The organism is Halovibrio salipaludis, from assembly GCF_002286965.1.
GTDB lineage: Bacteria > Pseudomonadota > Gammaproteobacteria > Pseudomonadales > Oleiphilaceae > Halospina > Halospina salipaludis.
Genome location: NZ_NSKD01000001.1, coordinates 930,575 through 951,121, shown reverse-complemented (window position 1 = coordinate 951,121; position 20,547 = coordinate 930,575). Strand labels below are relative to the sequence as shown.

General features: G+C 65.8%; 15 protein-coding genes. 7 read left to right on the top strand and 8 right to left on the bottom strand.

Features of this window, described 5'->3' with window-relative positions; translation table 11 throughout:
* Positions 1–24: 24 nt before the first annotated feature.
* Genes CK501_RS04605 through CK501_RS04590 form a run of 4 tightly spaced genes read right to left on the bottom strand, consistent with a single transcriptional unit; the run spans position 25 to position 2,659 of the window.
* Positions 25–582, bottom strand: coding sequence for a pilus assembly PilX family protein (locus CK501_RS04605; protein WP_095616517.1), 558 nt, complete (start codon positions 580–582; stop codon positions 25–27).
* 3 nt (positions 583–585) lie between these two features.
* A complete protein-coding gene (locus CK501_RS04600) occupies positions 586–1,665 on the bottom strand; it encodes a PilW family protein (RefSeq protein ID WP_158223044.1) in 1,080 nt (359 codons plus the stop codon).
* Between the two features lie 20 nt (positions 1,666–1,685).
* A complete protein-coding gene (gene pilV, locus CK501_RS04595) occupies positions 1,686–2,144 on the bottom strand; it encodes a type IV pilus modification protein PilV (RefSeq protein ID WP_095616516.1) in 459 nt (152 codons plus the stop codon).
* Positions 2,141–2,659 (bottom strand): GspH/FimT family pseudopilin, encoded by a 519-nt coding sequence (locus CK501_RS04590; protein WP_095616515.1) that lies wholly within the window; start codon positions 2,657–2,659, stop codon positions 2,141–2,143. Before CK501_RS04590 ends, pilV begins: the two co-directional genes overlap by 4 nt.
* A gap of 178 nt (positions 2,660–2,837) precedes the next feature.
* On the opposite strand from CK501_RS04590, the gene CK501_RS04585 reads away from it, so the two are divergent.
* The 5 genes from CK501_RS04585 (at position 2,838) to CK501_RS04565 (ending at position 10,258) form a co-directional block, all read left to right on the top strand.
* Positions 2,838–5,816: a hybrid sensor histidine kinase/response regulator gene (locus CK501_RS04585; RefSeq protein WP_095616514.1), complete on the top strand. Its 2,979-nt coding sequence runs from the start codon at positions 2,838–2,840 to the stop codon at positions 5,814–5,816.
* Positions 5,803–7,581 (top strand): EAL domain-containing response regulator, encoded by a 1,779-nt coding sequence (locus tag CK501_RS04580; protein ID WP_095616513.1) that lies wholly within the window; start codon positions 5,803–5,805, stop codon positions 7,579–7,581. Before CK501_RS04585 ends, CK501_RS04580 begins: the two co-directional genes overlap by 14 nt.
* Positions 7,582–7,659: 78 nt before the next feature.
* Positions 7,660–8,103 (top strand): copper chaperone PCu(A)C, encoded by a 444-nt coding sequence (locus CK501_RS04575; protein WP_158223043.1) that lies wholly within the window; start codon positions 7,660–7,662, stop codon positions 8,101–8,103.
* Positions 8,104–8,118: 15 nt separating this feature from the next.
* Positions 8,119–8,643 carry a DUF2489 domain-containing protein gene (locus CK501_RS04570; RefSeq protein ID WP_095616511.1) on the top strand — a complete coding sequence of 175 codons (525 nt, stop codon included), beginning with the start codon at positions 8,119–8,121 and terminating at the stop codon, positions 8,641–8,643.
* A gap of 58 nt (positions 8,644–8,701) precedes the next feature.
* Positions 8,702–10,258, top strand: a complete 1,557-nt coding sequence (locus CK501_RS04565) for a sensor domain-containing diguanylate cyclase (RefSeq protein ID WP_158223042.1) — start codon at positions 8,702–8,704, stop codon at positions 10,256–10,258.
* Here the strand turns inward: CK501_RS04565 and CK501_RS04560 are convergent.
* The 3 genes from CK501_RS04560 to CK501_RS04550 all read right to left on the bottom strand — a co-directional run bounded on the left by CK501_RS04560 (position 10,226) and on the right by CK501_RS04550 (position 14,716).
* Positions 10,226–11,593, bottom strand: a complete 1,368-nt coding sequence (locus CK501_RS04560; protein WP_095616509.1) for an HDOD domain-containing protein — start codon at positions 11,591–11,593, stop codon at positions 10,226–10,228. The two genes, CK501_RS04565 and CK501_RS04560, sit on opposite strands and share 33 nt — an antisense overlap.
* Positions 11,594–11,669: 76 nt before the next feature.
* On the bottom strand, positions 11,670–13,748 hold the full coding sequence (gene recG / locus CK501_RS04555) for an ATP-dependent DNA helicase RecG (RefSeq protein ID WP_095616508.1): 2,079 nt from the start codon (positions 13,746–13,748) through the stop codon (positions 11,670–11,672).
* Between the two features lie 2 nt (positions 13,749–13,750).
* Positions 13,751–14,716, bottom strand: a complete 966-nt coding sequence (locus tag CK501_RS04550) for a hydrogen peroxide-inducible genes activator (RefSeq protein WP_095616507.1) — start codon at positions 14,714–14,716, stop codon at positions 13,751–13,753.
* Positions 14,717–14,783: 67 nt separating this feature from the next.
* On the opposite strand from CK501_RS04550, the gene CK501_RS04545 reads away from it, so the two are divergent.
* Both CK501_RS04545 and CK501_RS04540 read left to right on the top strand, forming a co-directional pair.
* Complete coding sequence (locus CK501_RS04545; RefSeq protein ID WP_158223041.1) at positions 14,784–15,641, top strand: NAD(P)H-binding protein; 858 nt, start codon at positions 14,784–14,786, stop codon at positions 15,639–15,641.
* 32 nt (positions 15,642–15,673) lie between these two features.
* Positions 15,674–19,171 carry a PAS domain-containing hybrid sensor histidine kinase/response regulator gene (locus CK501_RS04540; RefSeq protein WP_095616505.1) on the top strand — a complete coding sequence of 1,166 codons (3,498 nt, stop codon included), beginning with the start codon at positions 15,674–15,676 and terminating at the stop codon, positions 19,169–19,171.
* Between the two features lie 18 nt (positions 19,172–19,189).
* Here CK501_RS04540 and CK501_RS04535 read toward each other — a convergent pair whose 3' ends face one another.
* A complete protein-coding gene (locus tag CK501_RS04535; protein ID WP_158223040.1) occupies positions 19,190–20,314 on the bottom strand; it encodes an alpha/beta fold hydrolase in 1,125 nt (374 codons plus the stop codon).
* Between the last annotated feature and the right edge of the window lie 233 nt (positions 20,315–20,547).

Sequence of the window (20,547 nt, the reverse complement as noted above, 5' to 3'; positions counted from 1 at the left end):
TCTTCCGGGTTCGACGCGACCGGATCACCTCAGATCCGCCGCGAAATAGCCTTCAAGGATCCGGTCACTGTGTCCCGTCGCGCCCCGTGAGCGCACGATGATCCGATAGCCTTCCATCTGCCCGCCGGCGGCCAGCTGCTGTCGGCCACCGACCATAACGCCGCCCTCGCCGCCGTCACCGATCCGCCCGATGCGTTCGATGATGAACCGGGGAATGGTGGCGTCGCTGTATTCCTGCACCCAGCGGTTGTGGGTTGCCGTGGCCTCGCGGCTGCCGCCACCGGGTTCCCAGGTGGCATGCTCGAAGGGGTCCGGGGCCTCACCCTGGCTGTAGAAGGGACCCTGGGTGCTGAAATCCGCGGGCGTCACCTGACCGGTTTCGAGCAGGGTTTCCGCCTCACTGAGTGCGTCCTCGGCCATCTCGAAGGCGATATCCGCATCCCGCTGGCTGCCCACCATACGATCCTGCAGGGTGGCCCTTTCGGCGCTGCTGATCGCCAGCAGCGACACCACCAGCAGCACCAGCAGGGTCATGATCAATGTGGCGCCCTGTTGCCGCTGCATTCCGCTGCTCGCCTGCATACCTCACTCCGTCAGCCGGTTGCGGATGGTCATCGACGTTGAGTACACGCGATAGAGATGGCGGTCCTGCGCACTGACCAGGCCTTCGCCGCTGTCCGTGCAGTCCCGCCATGCCGGGAAGCAGTAGGACTGCGGTTCTTCGGTCACTTCACCGCCCGGAGAGCGCACCAGAAGGCTGATGCGCAGCCCGATGGCCTCATCGAGAGCGGATTCATCGCCACCCTGCGCAGGGGGCGCTTCCCAGGCATCAACCGCGTTATCACCGTCCGTATCCAGGCCCAGCCGTACGCGCATGGCGCGCACCCCGGAGACCACCTCGCGCGGCGGGCCGAGCTCAGCCGTTGTGCCACCGCCACCGCCCGGACCTCCACCGGTAGTAGTCCCTCTGATCTCCTGGATCATCAGTGAATAACGGCCCTCACCGTGCTCGGCCACGAAGAAGCGCTGGGTGCTGACGCCCATCATCCGGGCGCCGGCGCCCGGGTCGGTCTGCAGCTGGTTGTTGCGGTTACCGGGGGTCACATTGGCGCTCGGCTGGTGGCGGACCTGGTGCTGCTGCACGGATGTCGCCTGGAAGATCTCGCCACCCCCGCAGTCCGCGACCACCATCAGGTCCCCGGGCTTGAAGTAACGCGTCAGGTCGCGCCCGGAATCACTCCTCAGGCCGCCACTGTTGCTGGCCGTCGCATCCACCCGGGCGGAATCGCCGCCTTCCGCGCCACGGAAAACCAGCACATGCGAATCCGCCACGGGATTGAGGTCATCCATATCGTCCATGGGGCCGCTGTAGACGCCCAGCCCGTGGCTGAAATCAAAAGCCACGGACTGGCCGTTGCCCGCATTGAGGTTGCTCTCCAGTCCGGAGGCATCCTGGAGACACCCCCAGTAATCGGTATTGCGCCCCGCCCGGGACAGAAACTCCATGGCGATCCGACCGGTTTCCTGGACCTGGTTGGTGGCCTCGGCCAGCGCAAACGTCTGGCGCTGGCCGACGAAGATCTGGACGATCGCCATCAGCACCAGCAGCCCCAGGACCATGGCGATCATGACCTCCACCAGGGTCATGCCGTCCTGTGCTTTCAAGCTGCCAGTCTCCCCGGGCATCAGCCGTTCTCCCGCACGGTTGCATCCAGTCCGTACTCAGTACGCTCGCGCTCGTCCTGACTGAAATCCTGGGAATCCGGGGCCGCGCGCTCCAGCCAGCTCACCTGCACCCGGATATCGGTGCCATCCACACTGATCATGCCGCGCCCGCCGGGCAGACCGTTCGCGACGGTGCGGCACCAGTTGTTGATCTCAGCCGCCACGAAACCGCTGCCCCCCGGGAGGCTGTCCGCGGCGCAGCTGTTTTCGGTAACCTCAAACGCCTCGCGATCCTCCGGGGTCATGCGGATCCGCTCGATCATGTCGCGCACGTGCAGCCGGGCCTGGGTGCGCAGGTCCGCCTCCGTGGACGAGCGCAGCGCGTGCAGCTGGAGCCCGGCCACCCCCAGGATCCCAAGCGAGAGCAGCAGAACCGAGATCAGCACTTCCAGAAGGGTCAGGCCTCGCTGGTGTCTCATGCCCCGTCACACTCCTCGCGCTCGATGGTCGTGGTCTCGATCTGGCCACCCAGGTTGATCCGCACTCGCCGGCTGTCCGACGGCGTGATGCTGTTGCACAGCACAAAGTCCACACGGTCCGCATTGAGCAGATACCCTTCCGGGCTGAAACCAAAGGCGTCCTGGGTGGCCTCGGCGCCGTCGACACTGACCACCAGGCGGTCGTCGATGGTGCTGACCGCCCTGAGGAACACCGTCTGCTCCAGGAACTCCTCCGGAGCGCCGACAGTGGCATGGATGCCGCTCTGCCAGGCCGTGGTGCCGTTTTCCCCCACCCCGGGAGAGATCCAGACGGTGCGGTTGCGACGTATGCCCTGCACACGGGCTTCGTTCAGAACCCCCACCATGGCGTTTGTGGTGGCCGTCAGCTCGCTGGACGCCATGATACTGCGGCTGACCGGAATGGCCATCCCCAGGATCAGCGCCATGAGAGCCATGGTCACAATGAGTTCGATCAACGTCAGACCCCGCTGCACCCGGCCTCCTTCAACAACAGATCACGTGGCACTTTGCCTGGATCTGACGTTATCAGGGTGTGATGGGGGAACAATTGGCCAAAACGGCCACGAATGTAAAAGATTGAACAAATGTTCAGAGCAAGCAGACAGACAGCCATAATGATGAACACAGCATCCGCGTCAGAGGTGGGGAGCCATGGCTACGCCGTATCCCGATGAGAACAGTCGGCTGGCCGCCGTTGACCGGCTCGGCCTGATGGGCACAGGGCCGGAATCGGCCTATGACCGGCTGACGGAGCTGACGCGGCACCTGTTCGGCACCCGCCTTGCCCTGATCACCCTGGTCGGGGCCGAACGCCAGTGGGTCAAATCCCGTTCGGGCCCGGATCCCATCCAGGACATCCCCCGCGCCGAAAGCTTCTGCACCGAGCTGATCGCCGATGACGCGCCCCTGATCTGCGAGGATGCCACCCAGGATCCCCGCTTCCGGGATAAGCCGGTAGTCTGTGGCGAGCCGGGCATCCGGTTCTACGCCGGTATCCCCCTGCGCCCCGAGGGCAACACTGTCGTGGGCAGTCTGTGCATCCTGGACGATGCACCGCGCAGCCTTTCCGAATCCGACCAGTGGACACTCACGTGCCTGGCCCAGCAGGCGGAAGAGCTGCTGCGCTTCCAGCTGGCACGGCGGGAACAGGAGGAGGAGCACTACCAGGCACTGGTCTCCAATGCCCGCTACGGGGCCCTGATCGCGGGCGCCTCCGTGGGCATCATCCGCGTTGACAGTGAAGGCCTGATCCAGGACGCCAATCCCTTTGCCCTGTCACTGCTCGGCCACAGCGTGGACGAGCTCCAGAACCTTCACCTGCAGCGTATCCTGCCGGAGTTCCACCTTGACCGCCCGGACCAGCCGCAGATCACCCGAGAGACCGGGGCCCTGACCCGGGATGGAACGGGCGTGCCGGTCCAGGCGACGCTCAGCCGGGTCTCGCTGGCGGACGACAGCAGCAGCGAGTTCATGGTCGTGCTCACGGATCTCAGCGACATCCGTGAAGCCGAAGCGGAATCCCGCCGGGAGCGGGCTTTTCTGCGCTCCATCATCGATGCGAGCCAGGACCCCATCTACGTGAAGAACCGGGAAGGCGTCTATCTGCTGGCCAACGAGGCCAGCCAGATCCTGGCGCATGAGCTCGGTCAGGAGCAGGTTGAAGGCCTGACCGCCCGCGATCTCTATCCCAGTGACGTTCTTGAGGAGGCCGAGGCGGCCAATGAACGGCTCCTCGCCACAGGGCGCCCGGAAACGCTGACCTTCAACAACACCGACGGCCGCCGCTTCCGCATCAGCAAATCGCCGCTTTTCGACGCCAACGATGCCATCCACGGCATTGTGAGCGTGGCGCACGATGTGACCGAATACCTGCAGATGAACGAGGCACTGCGCGAACGGGAACGCGAGCGGGACCGCCAGAGCCAGCTGCTACAGGTATTGCACCGGGGGCTGACCGACTACGAGGCCCTGATGTCCGGCGACCGGCTCTGGACCTTTCTGCTGGATGCGCTCAGGGAGCTGACCGGCAGCGACTACGGCCTGATCGGTGAGGTGATCACCAACGAGCAGGAAACGTCCGCGCTCAAGATCCACGCTATCACGGACCTGTCCTGGAGCCCGGAATCCCGGGAACTCATGGAGCAGCTGCGCGCCGGCGACATGACCCTCAGCACCCCGGACAGCCTCCTGGGCCGGGTCTTCGCCCATGGCGAGACCATCATTTCCAGCGCCCCCATGCAGGACGACCGGGGCGCCGGGCTGCCCGAAGGCCACCCGCCGCTGTACAGTTACATGGGCGTGCCCATCCGCCATAACGGCGAACTCATCGGCATGTTCGCGATCGCCAACGGGGCGTACGACTACGACGAGGCCGTGCTGGAATGGCTGGAGCCGTTCACCGCCACCTGTGCCCTGCTGATCAACCTGAGCCGCCACTTCGAGGAGCGTGACCGTTTCACCCGGGAACTGGCGCAGGCCCGGGACCAGGCCGAGAAGGCCAGCAGGGCCAAGAGCCACTTCCTCTCAGCCATGAGCCATGAACTGCGCACACCGCTGAACTCCATCCTCGGCTTCGCCCAGCTTCTGGAGAACAGCCAGCGTTCCCACCTGGACGAACGCCAGCAGCGCCAGGTGGGCCAGATCCAGCGCAGCGGCCAGCACCTGCTGGAACTGATCAACGAGATCCTGGACCTGGCGCGCGTGGAATCCGGCCGCATCCAGCTTTCCATGGAAGCACTGTGCAGCGGCGAAACGGCCCGCGAAGCGCTGGACACCGTCGCCGGTATGGCGGAGACCCACGGCATCGAAGCCCACCTGCACGGGCAGCCCAGCCAGTGGCCGCGGGTGCATGCGGATTTCACCCGCCTCAAGCAGGTGCTCCTCAACCTCATCTCCAACGCCATCAAGTACAACCGCCCGGAAGGTCAGCTTCGGCTGTTCTGGACCCTTGAGGGGGACTGGGCTGTACTGCACTGTGAGGACACCGGCATGGGCATTGACGCCGGCAAACTCGAGCAGCTGTTTGACCCCTTTGACCGGCTCGGCGCGGATCACAGCATCGAGGGCACCGGCATCGGGCTCGCGCTCACCCGCCGGCTGGTTGAGGCCATGGGCGGCTGGATCGACTGTGTCAGCGAACCCGGCGTGGGGTCCGACTTCCGGGTGCACCTGGCGCTTGCGGAAACACCGGCCACAGACGCGACGGCCCCGGAGAAAGCCTCAACAGTGGCACGGCCCGAGAACCAGAGTGGCCGGCGACGCATCCTATATGTTGAGGACAACCCGGCCAACCAGCGCCTGATGCAGGAAGCCTTCGAGGAGTACACTGAGCTGGAGCTGGTCTGTGTGCACAGCGCGGAACTGGGCCTGGACATGGTCCGTTCCCAGCTGCCGGACCTGGTCCTCATGGACCTCAACCTGCCGGGCATGGACGGGGAAAGCGCCCTGGGCGAACTGCGGGATGATCCCGTCACCCGCCCCATCCCCGTGGTGGCGGTTTCGGCCAATGCCATGCGGGAAGACATCCGCCGTGGCATGGAATCCGGCTTCGTGGATTACCTGACCAAGCCGGTGGACATGAACTATCTGTTTGAACACCTGGACGAGTGGATCCGCAATGACCCGGAATGAGCCCATCGGGGAGACCCAGACCCCACACGCCGATGCGACCATCATGGTCGTGGACGACAACCCGGCGAACGTGGAACTGCTCTGCGAGATGCTGGAGGATGCCGGTTACAGCAACCTCATCGGCCTCTCGGACCCGAAGCAGGTTGAGCCCCGGTGTGAGCGGGCACTGCCGCAGCTGATCCTGCTCGACATCCGCATGCCCGAGCCGGACGGCCATACGCTGCTGCAGCGCCTGGGGGAACGCTGGGCGGACCAGTGCCCACCGGTCATCGTGCTGACCGCCCAGACCGACGAGGAAACCCGGGACCGGGCCCTGGGGGCCGGCGCCCGGGATTTCCTGACCAAGCCCTTTGACCAGCGCGAGGCGCTGCAGCGCATCCACAACAGCCTGAGCAGCCATTCCCAGTATCTCGAGCGGGTCTCCGAGGCGCGCACGCTGGAACAGATGGTGGCGGAACGGACCCGCGAGCTGGAACGACTGGCGCTCCAGGAGCCGATCACCGGCATGCCCAACCGGCGCGCCATCCTTACCGGTATGGCGGAGCACCTGGAACAGGGTGACACACTGGCAGTGGCCTTCATCGCGCTGAGCGACCTGGAGGAGATCGCCCACCTGCACGGTTACCCCGCCATGGAGCAGCTGCTGCGGCTGGTCGGGCGCCTGCTCAACCGCAAGCTGGAAGACGCGGAAGTGGGATGCTGGGGCAACGCCGAGTTTGTCTGCTTCCGCCGGGAACACGAAACAGGGCGGCAGCTTGAACAGGACCTGGTCGCAGTAGCTGAGGAGCTGACCCGCACCTTCCAGATCGGTGACCTGCGCCTCAATACAGGCCTGCGGATCGGCATGAGCCGCAGCGGCCGGGACGGCCACGACGCCGAGCAGCTCGTGCGCTATGCGGCCCTGGCACTGCCACGGCGCGACGGCGCCGCCATCCGCCAGTTTGATGCCAGCCTGGAGCAGAGCCTGCGCCGGCGCGGCGAGGTTGAGCACGAGCTGCGCAATGCGGTCAGCAACCATGAGCTGTCACTGATGTTCCAGCCCAAGGTCAACCTCGCCACCGGCGCCCTGGCCGGTGCCGAAACCCTGCTGCGCTGGTACAATCCGCGCCTGGGCCAGGTCTCACCCGGCGATTTCATCCCCCTGGCCGAGGGCAGCGGTGAGATACTGACCCTGGGGCGCTGGGTGCTGGAGGAGACCATCCTCCAGACCGCCCAGTGGTACCGGGCCGGCCTCACGGAAGGGGACTGCCGTATGGCAGTTAACGTAGCGGCACGCCAGCTCACGCGCCCGGACCTGGCGGAAGAGATCCTGGCACTGCTGACGAAGTACGGCCTGCCCAGCCACTGCCTGGAAGTCGAGGTTACGGAATCCGGACTGATGGAGGATGTTGAACAGGCCCGCCGGCAGCTGAAACAGCTGGCCGATGCCGGAGTGAGCGTTGCCATTGATGATTTCGGCACCGGCTACTCCTCCCTGGCCTATCTCAAGGACCTGCCGGTGAGCACGCTCAAGATCGACCGTACCTTCATCAACGCCATGGGCGAACACCAGCAGGACCAGAACCTGGTGCGCACCGTCATCGCCATGGCCCATAATTTCGGATGCGCCGTGGTGGCGGAAGGCATTGAGGCGCCCGATCAGGCGCGGACCCTGCTGGGGCTGGGCTGCGAGCTGGCCCAGGGCTTCTGGTTCGCCCGCCCCATGGAGGCCGCACAGTTTGAACAGATCTGCCGGCAGCCGCCGGACTGGCACTTTGGAGCCTGAACAATGACACCATTTCGGAACCCCGCAGGAGCGAGCTCCGCTCGCGATCCTTACAGTCACTCTTCCTACAGGCGCAGCATGCTTGCGTTTCTGGCACTGGTGCTGGCGGCGGGTGCCGGCAGCGCCTCGGCGGAGATCCGCATCGACAATGCCTGGGCCCGCGCCACCCCGCCCGGGATCGACCGGGGCGCCGGCTACATGACCCTGCACAATGACGGCGAACAGACCCGCACCCTGACCGGCGCCACAGCCGACTGGGCGCAAAGCGTCGAGATCCACGAATCCCGGGAGGTGGACGGCCAGATGCGGATGCAGGCCCTACCCGAGGGACTGACGCTCGAGCCGGGCGCGACGATTGAACTCGCGCCCATGGGCCTCCACCTCATGATCATGGGAATGGACGGACCGCTGACCCAAGGCGAAGAACGCTCGCTGACACTCGAATTCCGCAACGGCGAAACCCGCAAGGCCCAGCTGGACATCCGGGCCCCGGACGGCACAGCCGACCAGCACAGCCACTGATCACCAGGAGTCATCATGCCCCAGAATCTGCAATGGATTCTCATTCTTGCCGGCCTCATCGCCATAGCCGGCCTGAGCCTGTACATCTTCCGCAAGGGGCGGCGGCTGCGCCAGCACCAGCGCGCGGTTGAGCGCACGCGGGCACTGCAGGCCGAGCGCCGCGAGAGCATGATCGAGAGCATCCGCATTCTCGCCATGACGCTCGAACAGGAGCAGGTTGAGCCCTCTGAGGGCTGCATCCGCATCAAGGGCCTGCTGGACCATGTGGAGCCGGATCTGCTGAACCACAGCCCCTACAGCATCTTCCAGACCATCTACGAGAAGACGGAACACATGCCCACCCACGAGGCCCGCAAACAGGCCGACCCCAAGCTCATCCAGCGCCTGGACCAGGAGCGGTTCGCACTTGAGGCGGAGCACGCCGAGGCCATCCATGAGGCCGCGCTGGCGATCCGCTACTACCGCTTCGACGGCAGTGTCAGCGCTTCCGCCGGTGAGCCACGCACCGTTGATCCGGGCCGTTCAACGCTGCATCCATGACTTTCCGCCACTGCTGGCCTATGCTTGCAGAAAGCACATTTCCCGGGATGGGACACTGATGGAAACCACCCTTTCCCAGCTGGCGCACTCTGTTGCCTCGGCAGTCTCACTCGAGGGGCTCGTCCGGCCCATGCTGGATCTGATCCAGCAGGCCACGGGGCTGGACTCGGTCTACCTGACCATGTACCGGCCCGAGGATGATTCCCAGGAGATCATCTACGCCCGGAATACCGGGTCACTCATGCTCAGTGAGGGCCTTCGCGTCCCCTGGCAGGACACCCTGTGCCGGCGAGCCCTGACCGAAAACCGCCTGCTCACCCAGGATGTACCCAATACCTGGGGCGACTCCCTGGCAGCCCGGCGCCTGGGCATCCAGACCTATGTAACCGTGCCCGTGCGCCGGCTGGATGACGGGCTCCTGGGCACCCTCTGCGGCGCCAGCTCCCGGCGCGTGGAGGTCGCGGACACCAGCCTTGCCACGCTGAGGCTCTGTGCGGACCTTATCGCCCACCAGATCACCCGCGAGGAGCACGCCCTCAGCGTCCGCCGCCAGGCACTTGAAGCCGAGCAACAGATGCAGCGCATGGGGCTGATCTCGGAAGTGAGCCGGCTGTGCCTGTCCGCCACCCGGCTCCATGACGCCGTGGCCGCAACAGCGGCCAGACTCGACCACTCGCACCTGTGGGAAAGGGTGATTCCGCTGTACCTGAGGGATGACGGCCACGCCCGGACCCTGGGCGAGAAGGATCCGGAAGCGACCTGGATGGCGGATGCCCTGATGGAGGCCAACCCCGAGCACCTGGAGGGGATGCTGCACAGTGACCATGAGCATCTCATCTTCCCCCCGGATGACACGCGCTGGGTCCGTGAACAGCGCCGCCGCGAGGCGCTGCCCGAGGACGGCGATGCCACCCTTCTGGTGATCACATCGGCGGAAAGGGCCGAGGCGGCCATCCTGATCCTCTCCGCCCATGACCTCAATCGCTCCCCGGATGAGCGCCAGCTGCTGGACAGCGTTGCCAATGCGCTGTCACTGCTGGCCAACCGGCTGCTGGATCACAGCCGCCTGGAAGCGGCCAACCTGGAGCTCAAGCACAGCGCCCTTCACGACGCCCTGACCGGCCTGCCCAACCGGCGCTACCTGATCGAGGAGCTTGAAAGGCTGCTGGCCCAGGCCCGGCGCGTCGATGGCGCTGTCCACGTTGCCTTCATCGACCTGGACGGCTTCAAACGGATCAATGACACCCATGGCCACGAAACCGGTGATGAATTCCTTCACCGATTCGCTGCCCAGCTGCGCAACCTTTCCCGCATGGGCGACATGGTGGCGCGCTATGGGGGTGACGAATTCGTGTTCGTTGGCAAGCCGGGCGCGGGCGGCGACCCCGCGCACGAACGCAGCGTGATCAGTGAGCGGCTGCGCGAAGGCACCCGGGGCGTCTACGAGCTGGAAAACACCACCCTGGAATACAGTGGCCCGAGTGTCGGCGTCGTGACCTGGCATGCCGGCGAAGTCGCGGATGCGGACGTGGTGCTGGCACGTGCGGACGAAGCCATGTATGCGGACAAACAGGCGCGCCGCTCAGCTCAGCATACCCGCCATGCTGGCGACTGAATCACTGTTCTCCACGAGGATGTCCATTTCCTCGGCCACCCGTCCGGGCGCCACATTGAGGCGTTCATACAGTGCGTCCGGAACCGGGAGCTCCGGCCCCAGGCGCACCCCGCGTTCCACCAGCAGCGCCCGCGCCAGGTAGAGCGCGTTGGCATAGGCTGAATGCTCGCCCTCGTAATCCGGGTTCTTCTGGTGGCGGATCGCGGTGACCACCTCTTCCGGCATGTTCCACAGATCCATCAGCACACCGCCGATCTGCTCCCGCGTAATGCCAATCAGATGATGCTCCACCAGCTCATGGGGCGCATGGGTGTTCACTTCGGTATAACGGCAGATCAGTGAGAAATGCGGCGGGAAGACATGGGCCAGGACCAGGTAGCCGAAGTTGTGCAGCAGCCCCGCCAGGTAGCTCAGGCCGAAAGTGGGCCGTTCACGCCTGGGCATGCAGCTGATGATCACGCTCACCGCCTGCGCCATCCAGATGGCCTGGGTCCAGTAGCCGATGAACCCCTCGGGCTGATCCGTGGGCTGTTTCAATGTACGCCCCAGGGACAGGCCCATGGCCAGGTTCATCACCAGATCAAAGCCGAGCACTCTCTGGATGGCATCGTAGATGGAATTCACCGGCGTATGCGACGCATAGAACGACGACGAGGCCCAACTCACCACCTGGGCCGCGAGGCTCGGGTCATTCTCCACAATATCCGCCAGGTCCCCGATCTCCGCGTTGGGCTTCATGCGCAGGTGCAGGATGCGCTGGGCCGTCTCCGGCAGCGGCGGGATCTCAAGGGTGTCGTCCAGGCGCTGCTTGATGCGCAGGCCGGTGAAACTGTGCAGCGCCTCGCGCAGCTGGGCCTCGTCCTGCTCCGGTGACAGGTGGTTGACCGCGATGTCCGTGAGCGGGCGGGAGATGGCCAGCCAGCGTGCGCCATCGAGCAGTCGCCTGTAGTCATCCAGGGCCAGCGCCAGATCCTCTTCCCCCTGACCGCTGTAGAAGCGTGCCTGCTCGAGTTCGGCGATCCGGTTGTCCACGGCCGTCTCGAAATGGGTCATTGCCGGCAGGGGCGGAATCTGGCGAACCTGGTACTTCTGGCGCAGCCGCCCCATCTCGCGCAGGGGCAGCCCCCGCAGCTCCCGCGCCAGGGCCTGGTTCAGGTGGTCGATGTCGAGCAGGCTGTCCTCGCGGAAGAAGGCCTGGACCCGGCCCAGGGCATCGGCCAGCACCGCTGTCCGGATGCGTGGTTCGGCAGCGGGGTCCCTGCTGTTGAGGCTTTCCGGCGTAAGCCCGCCCTCGTCGGTGCGGAAGAAAGTCTCAAGGTGTCGCGGTGTGGTCATCGGTACGTCCTGTCCATATCAAGCGTTTTTCAGGGGCCGGGATTACTGCTTTCTATATCCGTTCCGGAAGGATACCTCAGACATCCCCGTACCGGATACGCTCCCCCAGCCATCGATCAATCAGTGCATCCACCCGTTCCGGTTCCGACAGCAATCGGGGTCCGATCCGGTGCACTTCCTCGAGCCAGCCAGCATCCTGCTCCCAGTCCGCGAGACGGAACCCCATCAGTCCGGTCTGGCGAGTGCCCAGCACCTCACCCGGACCGCGGATTTCCAGGTCGCGCTGGGCGATGGCAAAGCCGTCCTGGGTCTCGCGCAGGGCCTGCAGGCGGGACTTGGCGGTGTCCGACAACGGCGGGTGATAGAGCAGGACGCAGTAGCTTGCCCGCTCCCCCCGCCCGACGCGGCCACGCAGCTGGTGGAGCTGGGCCAGGCCCAGACGCTCCGGGTTCTCGATGATGATGAGCGTGGCCTCGGGCACATCCACGCCCACCTCGATCACGGTGGTGGCCACCAGAAGGTCGATCCGCCCTTCCTTGAAGGCCTCCATCACCTCCGCTTTCTCCGCCGCCTTCATGCGCCCGTGCACCAGCCCCACGGTCAGCTCCGACAGCTCCGCCTGGAGCTGCTGCGCGGTGTCTTCGGCAGCCTGGCACTGCAGGGCCTCGGATTCCTCGATCAGGGTGCAGACCCAGTACGCCTGGCGGCCCTCGGCGCAGGCCGTGCGTACCCGCTCCACCACATCGCCCCGGCGCGAGTCCGGCAGGGCGATGGTCTCGATGGGCTGGCGACCCGGCGGCAGTTCATCAATCACGGACGTGTCCAGATCCGCGTAGGCGCTCATGGCCAGGGTGCGGGGAATGGGGGTGGCGGTCATGATCAGCTGGTGGGGTACCGTCTCCGCATTGGCGCCCTTCTCCCTCAGGGCCAGGCGCTGGTGAACGCCGAAGCGGTGCTGTTCGTCGATGATCGCCAGCGCCAGCCGGTTGAACACCACCTCTTCCTGGAAGAGCGCGTGGGTGCCGATCACCAGCGGGCACTCGCCACTGGCCAGCTGCGCCAGGACAGTCTGTTTCTGTTTCGAGCGGCTCTTACCCGAGAGCCAGCCCGGCTCGATCCCCAACGGCGCCAGCCACTCACGGAAGCTCAGGTAATGCTGTTCAGCCAGGATTTCGGTGGGCGCCATCAACGCCACCTGGGCGCCGGCTTCGATGGCCTGCAGCGCGGCCACGGCGGCCACCACCGTCTTGCCCGAGCCCACATCGCCCTGGACCAGGCGCAGCATGGGCACCGGCTGGGCCAGGTCGTGGCTGACCTCTTCGGTCACGCGCCGCTGCGCGCCGGTGAGCTCGAATGGCAAGGCCTCGAGGAACCCGGAGACCAGGCGGCCATCACCGGTGTTGAGCGCCAGAGCTTTCCAGGACTGAACCTGGGCGCGGAGCTTGAGGAGGCTCAGGTGATGGGCCAGCAGCTCCTCCATCACCAGGCGGTCACGGGCCGGGTGGCGCTGCTCCATCAGGGCGGCCAGGTCCGCACTCGCCGGCGGCTGGTGCAGCATCCGCAGGGCCTGGTTGATCTCCGGCAGCTGGTACTCGCCGAGCACGGATTCCGGCAACCATTCGCGCACCGGGTGGCGTTCCAGCATGGCCACCGCCTGCTCGCACAGGCGCCGCAGCCGTGGCTGCTGGATGCCCTCGGTGAGCGGGTAGACGGGGGTGAGCGTGGCCTCGTCGCCGGTGGGCAACGGCCCCGGGTTGGTCTGGTATTCCGGGTGGTAGATCTCGAGCCCGGCCCGCCCGGGCCGGATCTCACCGAAGCAGCGCACGCGGGTGCCCGGGGCGAACTGGCGCTGCTGGGCGGCACTGAAATGGAAAAAACGCAGGGCCACGAAACCGCTGCGGTCACGGAGGGTCACCTGGAGGCTGCGGCGCCGCCCCTGGACCACGTCCGCGCTCACCACCTCGCCTTCCACCACCCCGGAATCCCCCACCCGGAGCTGGCCCATGGGCAGAACCCGGGTGCGGTCCTCGTAGCGCAGGGGCAGGTGGAACAGCAGGTCCTGAAGGCTGGTGATCCCCAGACGCTCAAGGGTGGCGGCCAGTTTACCGCCAACCCCCTTGAGCACGGTCACATCCACTGTGGCCGGATCCGCCATGATCAGCCCCGGGTGGGTGCGCGCAGGCTCAGCCCACAGGCCGCCTGGGTGGTGCTGCTGTCACGGCACTGGGCCACGGCGTGGGCCAGTGCATCGATCGCCTTGGGCCGCGGGAAGGTCACCCGCCAGGCCAGCGCCACGGTCCGCGACGGCACCGGATCCACGAAGGGCCGCACGGCCAGCAGTTCCGGCTGATAGTTCATGGCGGTGGCCGCCGACAGCGGCAGCACCGTGATCCCCAGACCGGAGGCCACCATGTGGCGGATGGTCTCCAGGGAGCTGCCCTCGGTCACCACACCGCCGGCGGTCTCGCGGCGCTGGTTGATGGTGTCGATCAGCTCCGGGACGGACTCCAGCACCTGATCCCGGAAGCAGTGACCGGGGCCAAGCAGCAGCAGGGGCTGGTCCGCAAGCTGCCCGCTGTTGATGTGCTCGTATTCCGCCAGCGGGTGATCCGCAGGCATCAGCACAACGAATGGTTCATCATAGAGGGGCAGGGTGACCACCTCCGGTTCCTCGAACGGCAGCGCCACAATGATGGCATCCAGCTCCGAATGGCGGAGCTTACGGCGCAGGTCCCCGGTATAGCCTTCCTCAATGAAAAGGGACATCTCCGGGGCTTCTTCCCGCAGGCTCGGCATAAGCTGGGGGAACAGGTAGGGGCCGATGGTGTAGATGGCACCGACCTTGAGCGGCGAACTGAGCTGGTTCTTGCCGTCCTCGGCCAGATCATGGATCACACCGGCCTGATCCAGAACGCGCTGGGCCTGCTCCACAATGCGCTGGCCGATCTCGGTGACCTGGATGCTGTTCTTGCTGCGCTCGAAAAGCGCAATACCCAGCTCATCCTCGAGTTTTCTAACAGCCACGCTGAGTGTAGGCTGGCTGACGTGGCAGCGTTCCGCCGCGTGGCCGAAGTGCTTTTCCCGCGCGAGGGTGACAATGTAGCGGAGTTCGGTAAGGGTCATGGCCACTCCCGGCCGGTGATGATTAAATTTTTCTATTGCAGCATAAGAAATGAGCGGAGACAGCGCAATGCGCGATGCACGTATCCTCATGGCCGGCTGCGGCCGGCTCGGCCAGCGCATCGGCGCCGCCCTTGCCGAGCATCACCAGGTGTTCGGCCTGAGGCGTCAGGCCAGCCGTGTACCCCTGCCCCTGACGCCCATCCAAGGGGATCTTCTGGACCCGGACAGCCTGGGCGAACGGGTGCCGCAGGTCGACATCGCCATCATCTGCCTGACACCGGACCAGTACGATGAGACGGGCTACCACCGGACCTTCGTTCAGGGCACCAGCAATCTAATGGCCGTTCTGGAAACCGCGGCAGAGCCACCACGGCGGGTGTTCTTCATCTCCTCCACCGCGGTCTACGGCCAGCACAACGGGGAGTGGGTGGATGAAACCAGCCCCACGGAGCCGCCGCGCTACAACGGCACCGCCCTGCTCGCTGCTGAACGGCGCCTCGGAGAGAGCGCGATCCCCGGCACGGTGGTGCGCTTTGCCGGCATCTACGGCAACGACCGGGACGGCATGCTCTCGCGCATGCGCGATGGCAGCATCGCTCCCGAACCGGACAGCGGCTATACCAACCGCATCCACGAGGACGACGCGGTGGGCGCGCTCTGCCACCTGGTCAACCGGACGCTGGAGGGCGACGACCTCGCGGACTGCTACCTGGCCAGTGACTGCGAACCGGCCCGGCTGGGCGACGTGGTTGCCTGGGTGCGGGAGACCATGCGCTGTGACCCTGTCCAGCCCGATGCCCGGCGCGACAGCCGTGTCGGATCCAAGCGGGTGGACAGCAGCCGGTTGCAGGAGGCGGGGTACCGCTTCCTGTTCCCCACGTTCAGGGAGGGTTACGCCAGCATGGTGGCGCATCCTGTGCCATAGTGTCGGTCTGTCCGTTCTGACCCAGGGAGACCATGGCAAGTAACGAGCTGATTCTTTTCGGCGGACTGTACGCACTGATCCTTGTGGCCCTGGCCTGGCTGGCCGAGCGCTCCGGTGGCTGGCCGAAGCGCATGCGGGGCCTGCTCTACGGGATGTCGCTGGGCGTCTACTGCAGTTCCTGGACCTTCCTCGGTGCCGTGGGCAACGCGGCGGACAGTGGCTGGACCTTCCTGCCGATCTATCTCGGCCCCATCCTGATGTTCGTCTTCGCCTGGCCCTTCATCCGGCGGCTTCTGCTGGCCGGCAGCCGCAACCGGGTGACCTCCATCGCGGATTTCATCGGGTCACGCTTCGGCAAGGACCAGAAGCTGGCGGCGCTGGTGACCCTGGTCGCACTGATCGGCACCCTGCCCTACATTGCCCTGCAGCTGCGTGGTATCGCCCTGGCCTGGAGCTCGGCGAACATCTCCGACTGGCAGATGCCCTTCGCCCTGGGCAACAACGTCAGTTTCTTCGCCGCCCTTTTCCTGGCCTGGTTCGCGATCACTTTCGGGACCCGCATCATTGATGGCGCCAACCGCCACCGGGGCCTTCTGGCCGTGGTGGCGGCGGAGTCCGCGGTCAAGCTGCTGGCCTTTATCCTGCTGGGCGGCTTCGCGATCTGGCTGCTGGCCGGTGAGACCGATATGCAGCCTCTGGGCGAGGCGTCGCCGTTCTCCTTCTCCACCTTCGGTGATGCCGGTTTCTACACCCAGCTCCTGGTGAGCGCCCTCGCCATCGTCTGCCTGCCACGCCAGTTCCATGTCCTGGTGGTGGAATACCATGACGAGGCCTCGGCCCGCTGCGCCCGCTGGATGTTCCCGCTCTATCTGGCCCTGTTCGCCATTATGGTGCTGCCCCTGGTGGAGGCGGCCCGCCATCACCTGGCCGGCATGGCCATTCCCGGCGACAGCTATGTGCTGGCCCTGCCGGCGATCACCGGCCACTCCTGGCTGACCGCCGTGGCCTTTGTCGGCGCCATGTCCGCCGCCACCGCCATGGTGCTGGTGGCCACCATCGCCCTGTCGCTGATGATCTCCAACGAGCTCTTCATGCCGGTTTACCTGCGCATACGGGAGCGCCTGGACCGGCCGCGCAGTGACCTGGGCGCGGTGCTGCGCCAGGTGCGCCAGGCCTCGATCCTGGGCATCCTGCTGCTGGGGTGGATACTGGAGCAGGCGGCGCGTTTCACCGAGGGGCTGTCCTATATGGGCCTGCTGGCCTTCACCTCCTGCGCCCAGCTCATGCCGGCGCTGGTGGCGGGGCTCTACTGGCGCGGCGCCCACCGCAACGGTGTCCTGCTCGGCCTGCTCACGGGTACGCTGACCTGGCTCTATACCCTGCTGCTGCCGGTCCTCATCCAGTCGGACAATGGCTGGCTGACCCAGGGGCCCCTGGGGCTGGGGTGGCTGCAACCGCAGAACCTCCTGGGTCTCGGGAACTTCCTCGATCCCCTGACCCATGGCGTGATCTGGAGTCTGGGCCTCAACATCCTGGTCATGACCCTGGTCTCCCGGGTTTCCAGGGCCACGGCCCTGGATGAACGCCAGGCCCTGGCCTTCATCGACCCCATGCCTGGCCACGGTCTCAGTGACGAGGACCTGGCCGCCACCGAGATCACCCTGCACCAGCTGCACGGCCTGATCCGCCCCGTCCTTGGCCAGGAGGAGTCCGACCGGCTCTGGGCGGAGCTGGAGCAGAGCCAGGAGCAGCGCCTGCTGCCCTTCGACAAGGCCACGCGCTACACCGTGCGGGTGACGGAGTCCAAGCTGGGGTCCGTCATCGGGGCGGCCTCCGCCCACCGCGCCATCCGGCTGCTTGAGCGCCAGACGCCCCTGCAGATGGAGGACATCGTGGACCTGATGGGCGGCACCTCGGAACAGCTCCAGTTCTCGCGCCACCTTCTGCAGACCACACTGGAGAACGTCCCCCAGGGGATCAGCGTGGTGGACCGCAACCTGGAGCTGGTGGCCTGGAACAGCCAGTACGAGAACCTGTTCAACTATCCGCCACGGCTTCTCTACGTGGGCTGCCCCATCGCCCGGATCTATGAGTACAACGCCGCCCGCGGCCTGCTCTCGGACGTGCGCGACAACAACATCAATGCGGCCGTGGAGCGGCGCCTGGAGATGCTGCGTTCAGGCCGCCCCTACCGGCTGGAGCGCCATATGCCGGATGGCAGCGTCATCGAGATCCGGGGCAAGCCCATCCCCTCCGGCGGCTATGTAACCGCGTACAACGATGTCTCCGAATACCACCGCGTGATGACGGAACTCGAGGATGCCCGGGACACCCTGGAGGAACGGGTGGCCGAACGGACCCGGGAACTGTCCGCCGCCAACGAGTCCCTGCAGAACGAGAATGAGCTCAGGGCGCGGATCGAGCGGGAACTGCACCAGGTGCATGCCAGCAAGAGCCGCTTCCTGGCCGGTGCCAGCCACGACCTGCTGCAGCCGATCAACGCGGCGCGCCTGCTGTCCTCCACCCTGCTGCGCCAGCAGGGTAATGAGGCGGCCCCGGAGCTGCGCCACATTGATTCGGCGCTGGCCTCCGCGGAGACCCTGATCAGCCACCTGCGCGAGATCTCCCGGCTGGATTCCGGGCGCCTGGAACCGGAAGTGCGCAATGTGGAGCTGGGCGCCATCCTGGAGGAGCTCATCAACGAGTTCCGCATGACCGCCGAGCGCAAGGGCATACGGCTCGACTATGTACCCTGCTCGCTCTGGATCCGTACCGACCCCCATCTGCTCCGGCGTGTCATCCAGAACTTCCTGAGCAATGCCATCAACTACACCCGCGAAGGGCGTGTGGTCCTGGGCTGTCGCCAGAGCGCGCAGTCGGTCAGTATCCAGGTCTGGGATACGGGGCCGGGCATTGCCGAATCGGACCAGCAGCGCATCTTTGATGAGTTCGAACGGCTCCACACCGACGCCACACGCGAGGTCCAGGGGCTGGGTCTGGGACTGCCGATCGCCATGCGCATCGCCCGCCTGCTGGAGCATCCCATCGACTGCCGCTCCATCCAGGGGCAGGGCTCGATGTTCGCGCTGACCGCCCCGCGCGGCACCCCGGAGCAGACCCGCCGGGATCAGCCCCAGACCGAGGACCCACAGCTGTCGGGTCTGCAGGTGATCTGCATTGATAACGAGCCCCACCTGCTCGCCGGGTTACAGGCCCTTCTGACCCAGTTCGGCTGCCGGGTCACAACGGCCAAGTCCCTTGGCGAAGCCATGCAGAAACGCCCGGCCGAGGCGCCGGACCTGGTGATCGCGGACTATCACCTGGACCAGGAGACCGGCCTGGCGGTGGCGCAGGCGCTGACGCTCAACTGGGAGGAGAAGGTGCCGGTCCTGATCATCAGTGCCGACGACAGCGATCCCATCCGCAACGCCGTGCGGGAGGCGGGCTACCGCTTCCTGGCCAAACCGGTGGATGCGGCCTCGCTGCGCCTGACGCTGCGCCGCCTGCTGCGCCGCCGGCCCGGACACTGAGCCTGCGGGCGTTGCGGGTCAGTCGGAGCGCTTCGCCAGCCAGTCAACCACCTTTGGCCAGATGTGCGTCGGGGCCGCACTGCCGGCCAGGATCCCCATGTGCCCGCCCGGCACCAGGGCCTGCTCGATCTCGCGGCTTGAGACCTGATCCACGAGGGCACGACTGCATTCGGGGGTGACCAGCGGGTCGTTGTCGCCGTAGACGAGCATGATGTCGGCGGTCACGTCCTTCAGCGTGCGCTCGGCGTCGTGCATGGGGAGATTGCCGTGCGCGGTGCAGTTGTCCACCCACAGGTACTGCACGGTGTCCTGGATGACGCCGCCGGGGTAGGCCACCATGTCGTTGAGGAAGGCACCCTGGGTGGCGTTGCGGGTCACGTACTCTTCCGAGTGCAGGTTGCGTACCAGGTCCAGGTAGTTGCGCAGGCTGCTGATCGGCGATGTGAGCTTGAAGGCGGTGGCATTGGCCCAGCCCGGGGAGCGCCAGAAGCGGCGCCTGGTCTGGTGGACCCGGAATCCGAGGGTGTTCTCGAGAAAACTCAGTGACTTTGAGATCAGCTGGTACTGCTTACCGATGCTGCCGTTGGCATGGTAGTCACAGGGGCTGCCCACCAGCACCAGGTTGCGGATGCGTTTGTCGTCGTCCAGCGCGGCGGCGCAGTAGCTGAACAGGGCGCCGAAGCTCCAGCCGTAGAGGGAGACTTCGCTGGCGCCACTGTGTTTCAGGACTTCGTCGAGCAGTTCCGGCAGGTAGTCGGCGAAGTAGGTGGCGATGTCGAAGTGGTTGTGGTCCCAGCCGGGGGTGCCCCAGTCGATCAGGTACAGTTCGAAGCCGCTGGCGCGCAGGTAGCGCACGAGGCTTCGATTGGGGAACAGGTCGTAGATGGACATGTTGACCGCGAGCGGGGCGACCAGGACCAGCGGGACTTTGTGTGGGTCGCGCTGGACGGCGACCGGGGCGTCGTCGTCGCCGACGGGGATGTGGTTTTCACGCAGCGGTGGGTAGTAGCGGACGTTCACGAGGTCGTCGCTGTGGATGATCTCGTAGGGGGTCTGTTCGGCCTGCACCAGGGTTTCCGGGTTGAGGAAGCGCTGGCGGGCATTGCGGGTGATTCTGGTGAAGCTGGTCAGGGGTTGATTCATGGTTTCTGACATTCCCGGCTCCGGGTAGCGATAAGACTGAGAGCTCGCTGCCCAGGGGGCGGGTGATGCTCTCCGGGAACCGCCACAAGTACATCCGTGTAGGCTACCGGTCGCCATCCATGGCGACCGAGTTTCCCTACGAGCATCACCCGCCCCCTGAAAACAGACTCATTGCTGGACTCAGAAAAGCATACCAAAGATTAAAAGAGACACATTGACCTGCCCGTCAGTCA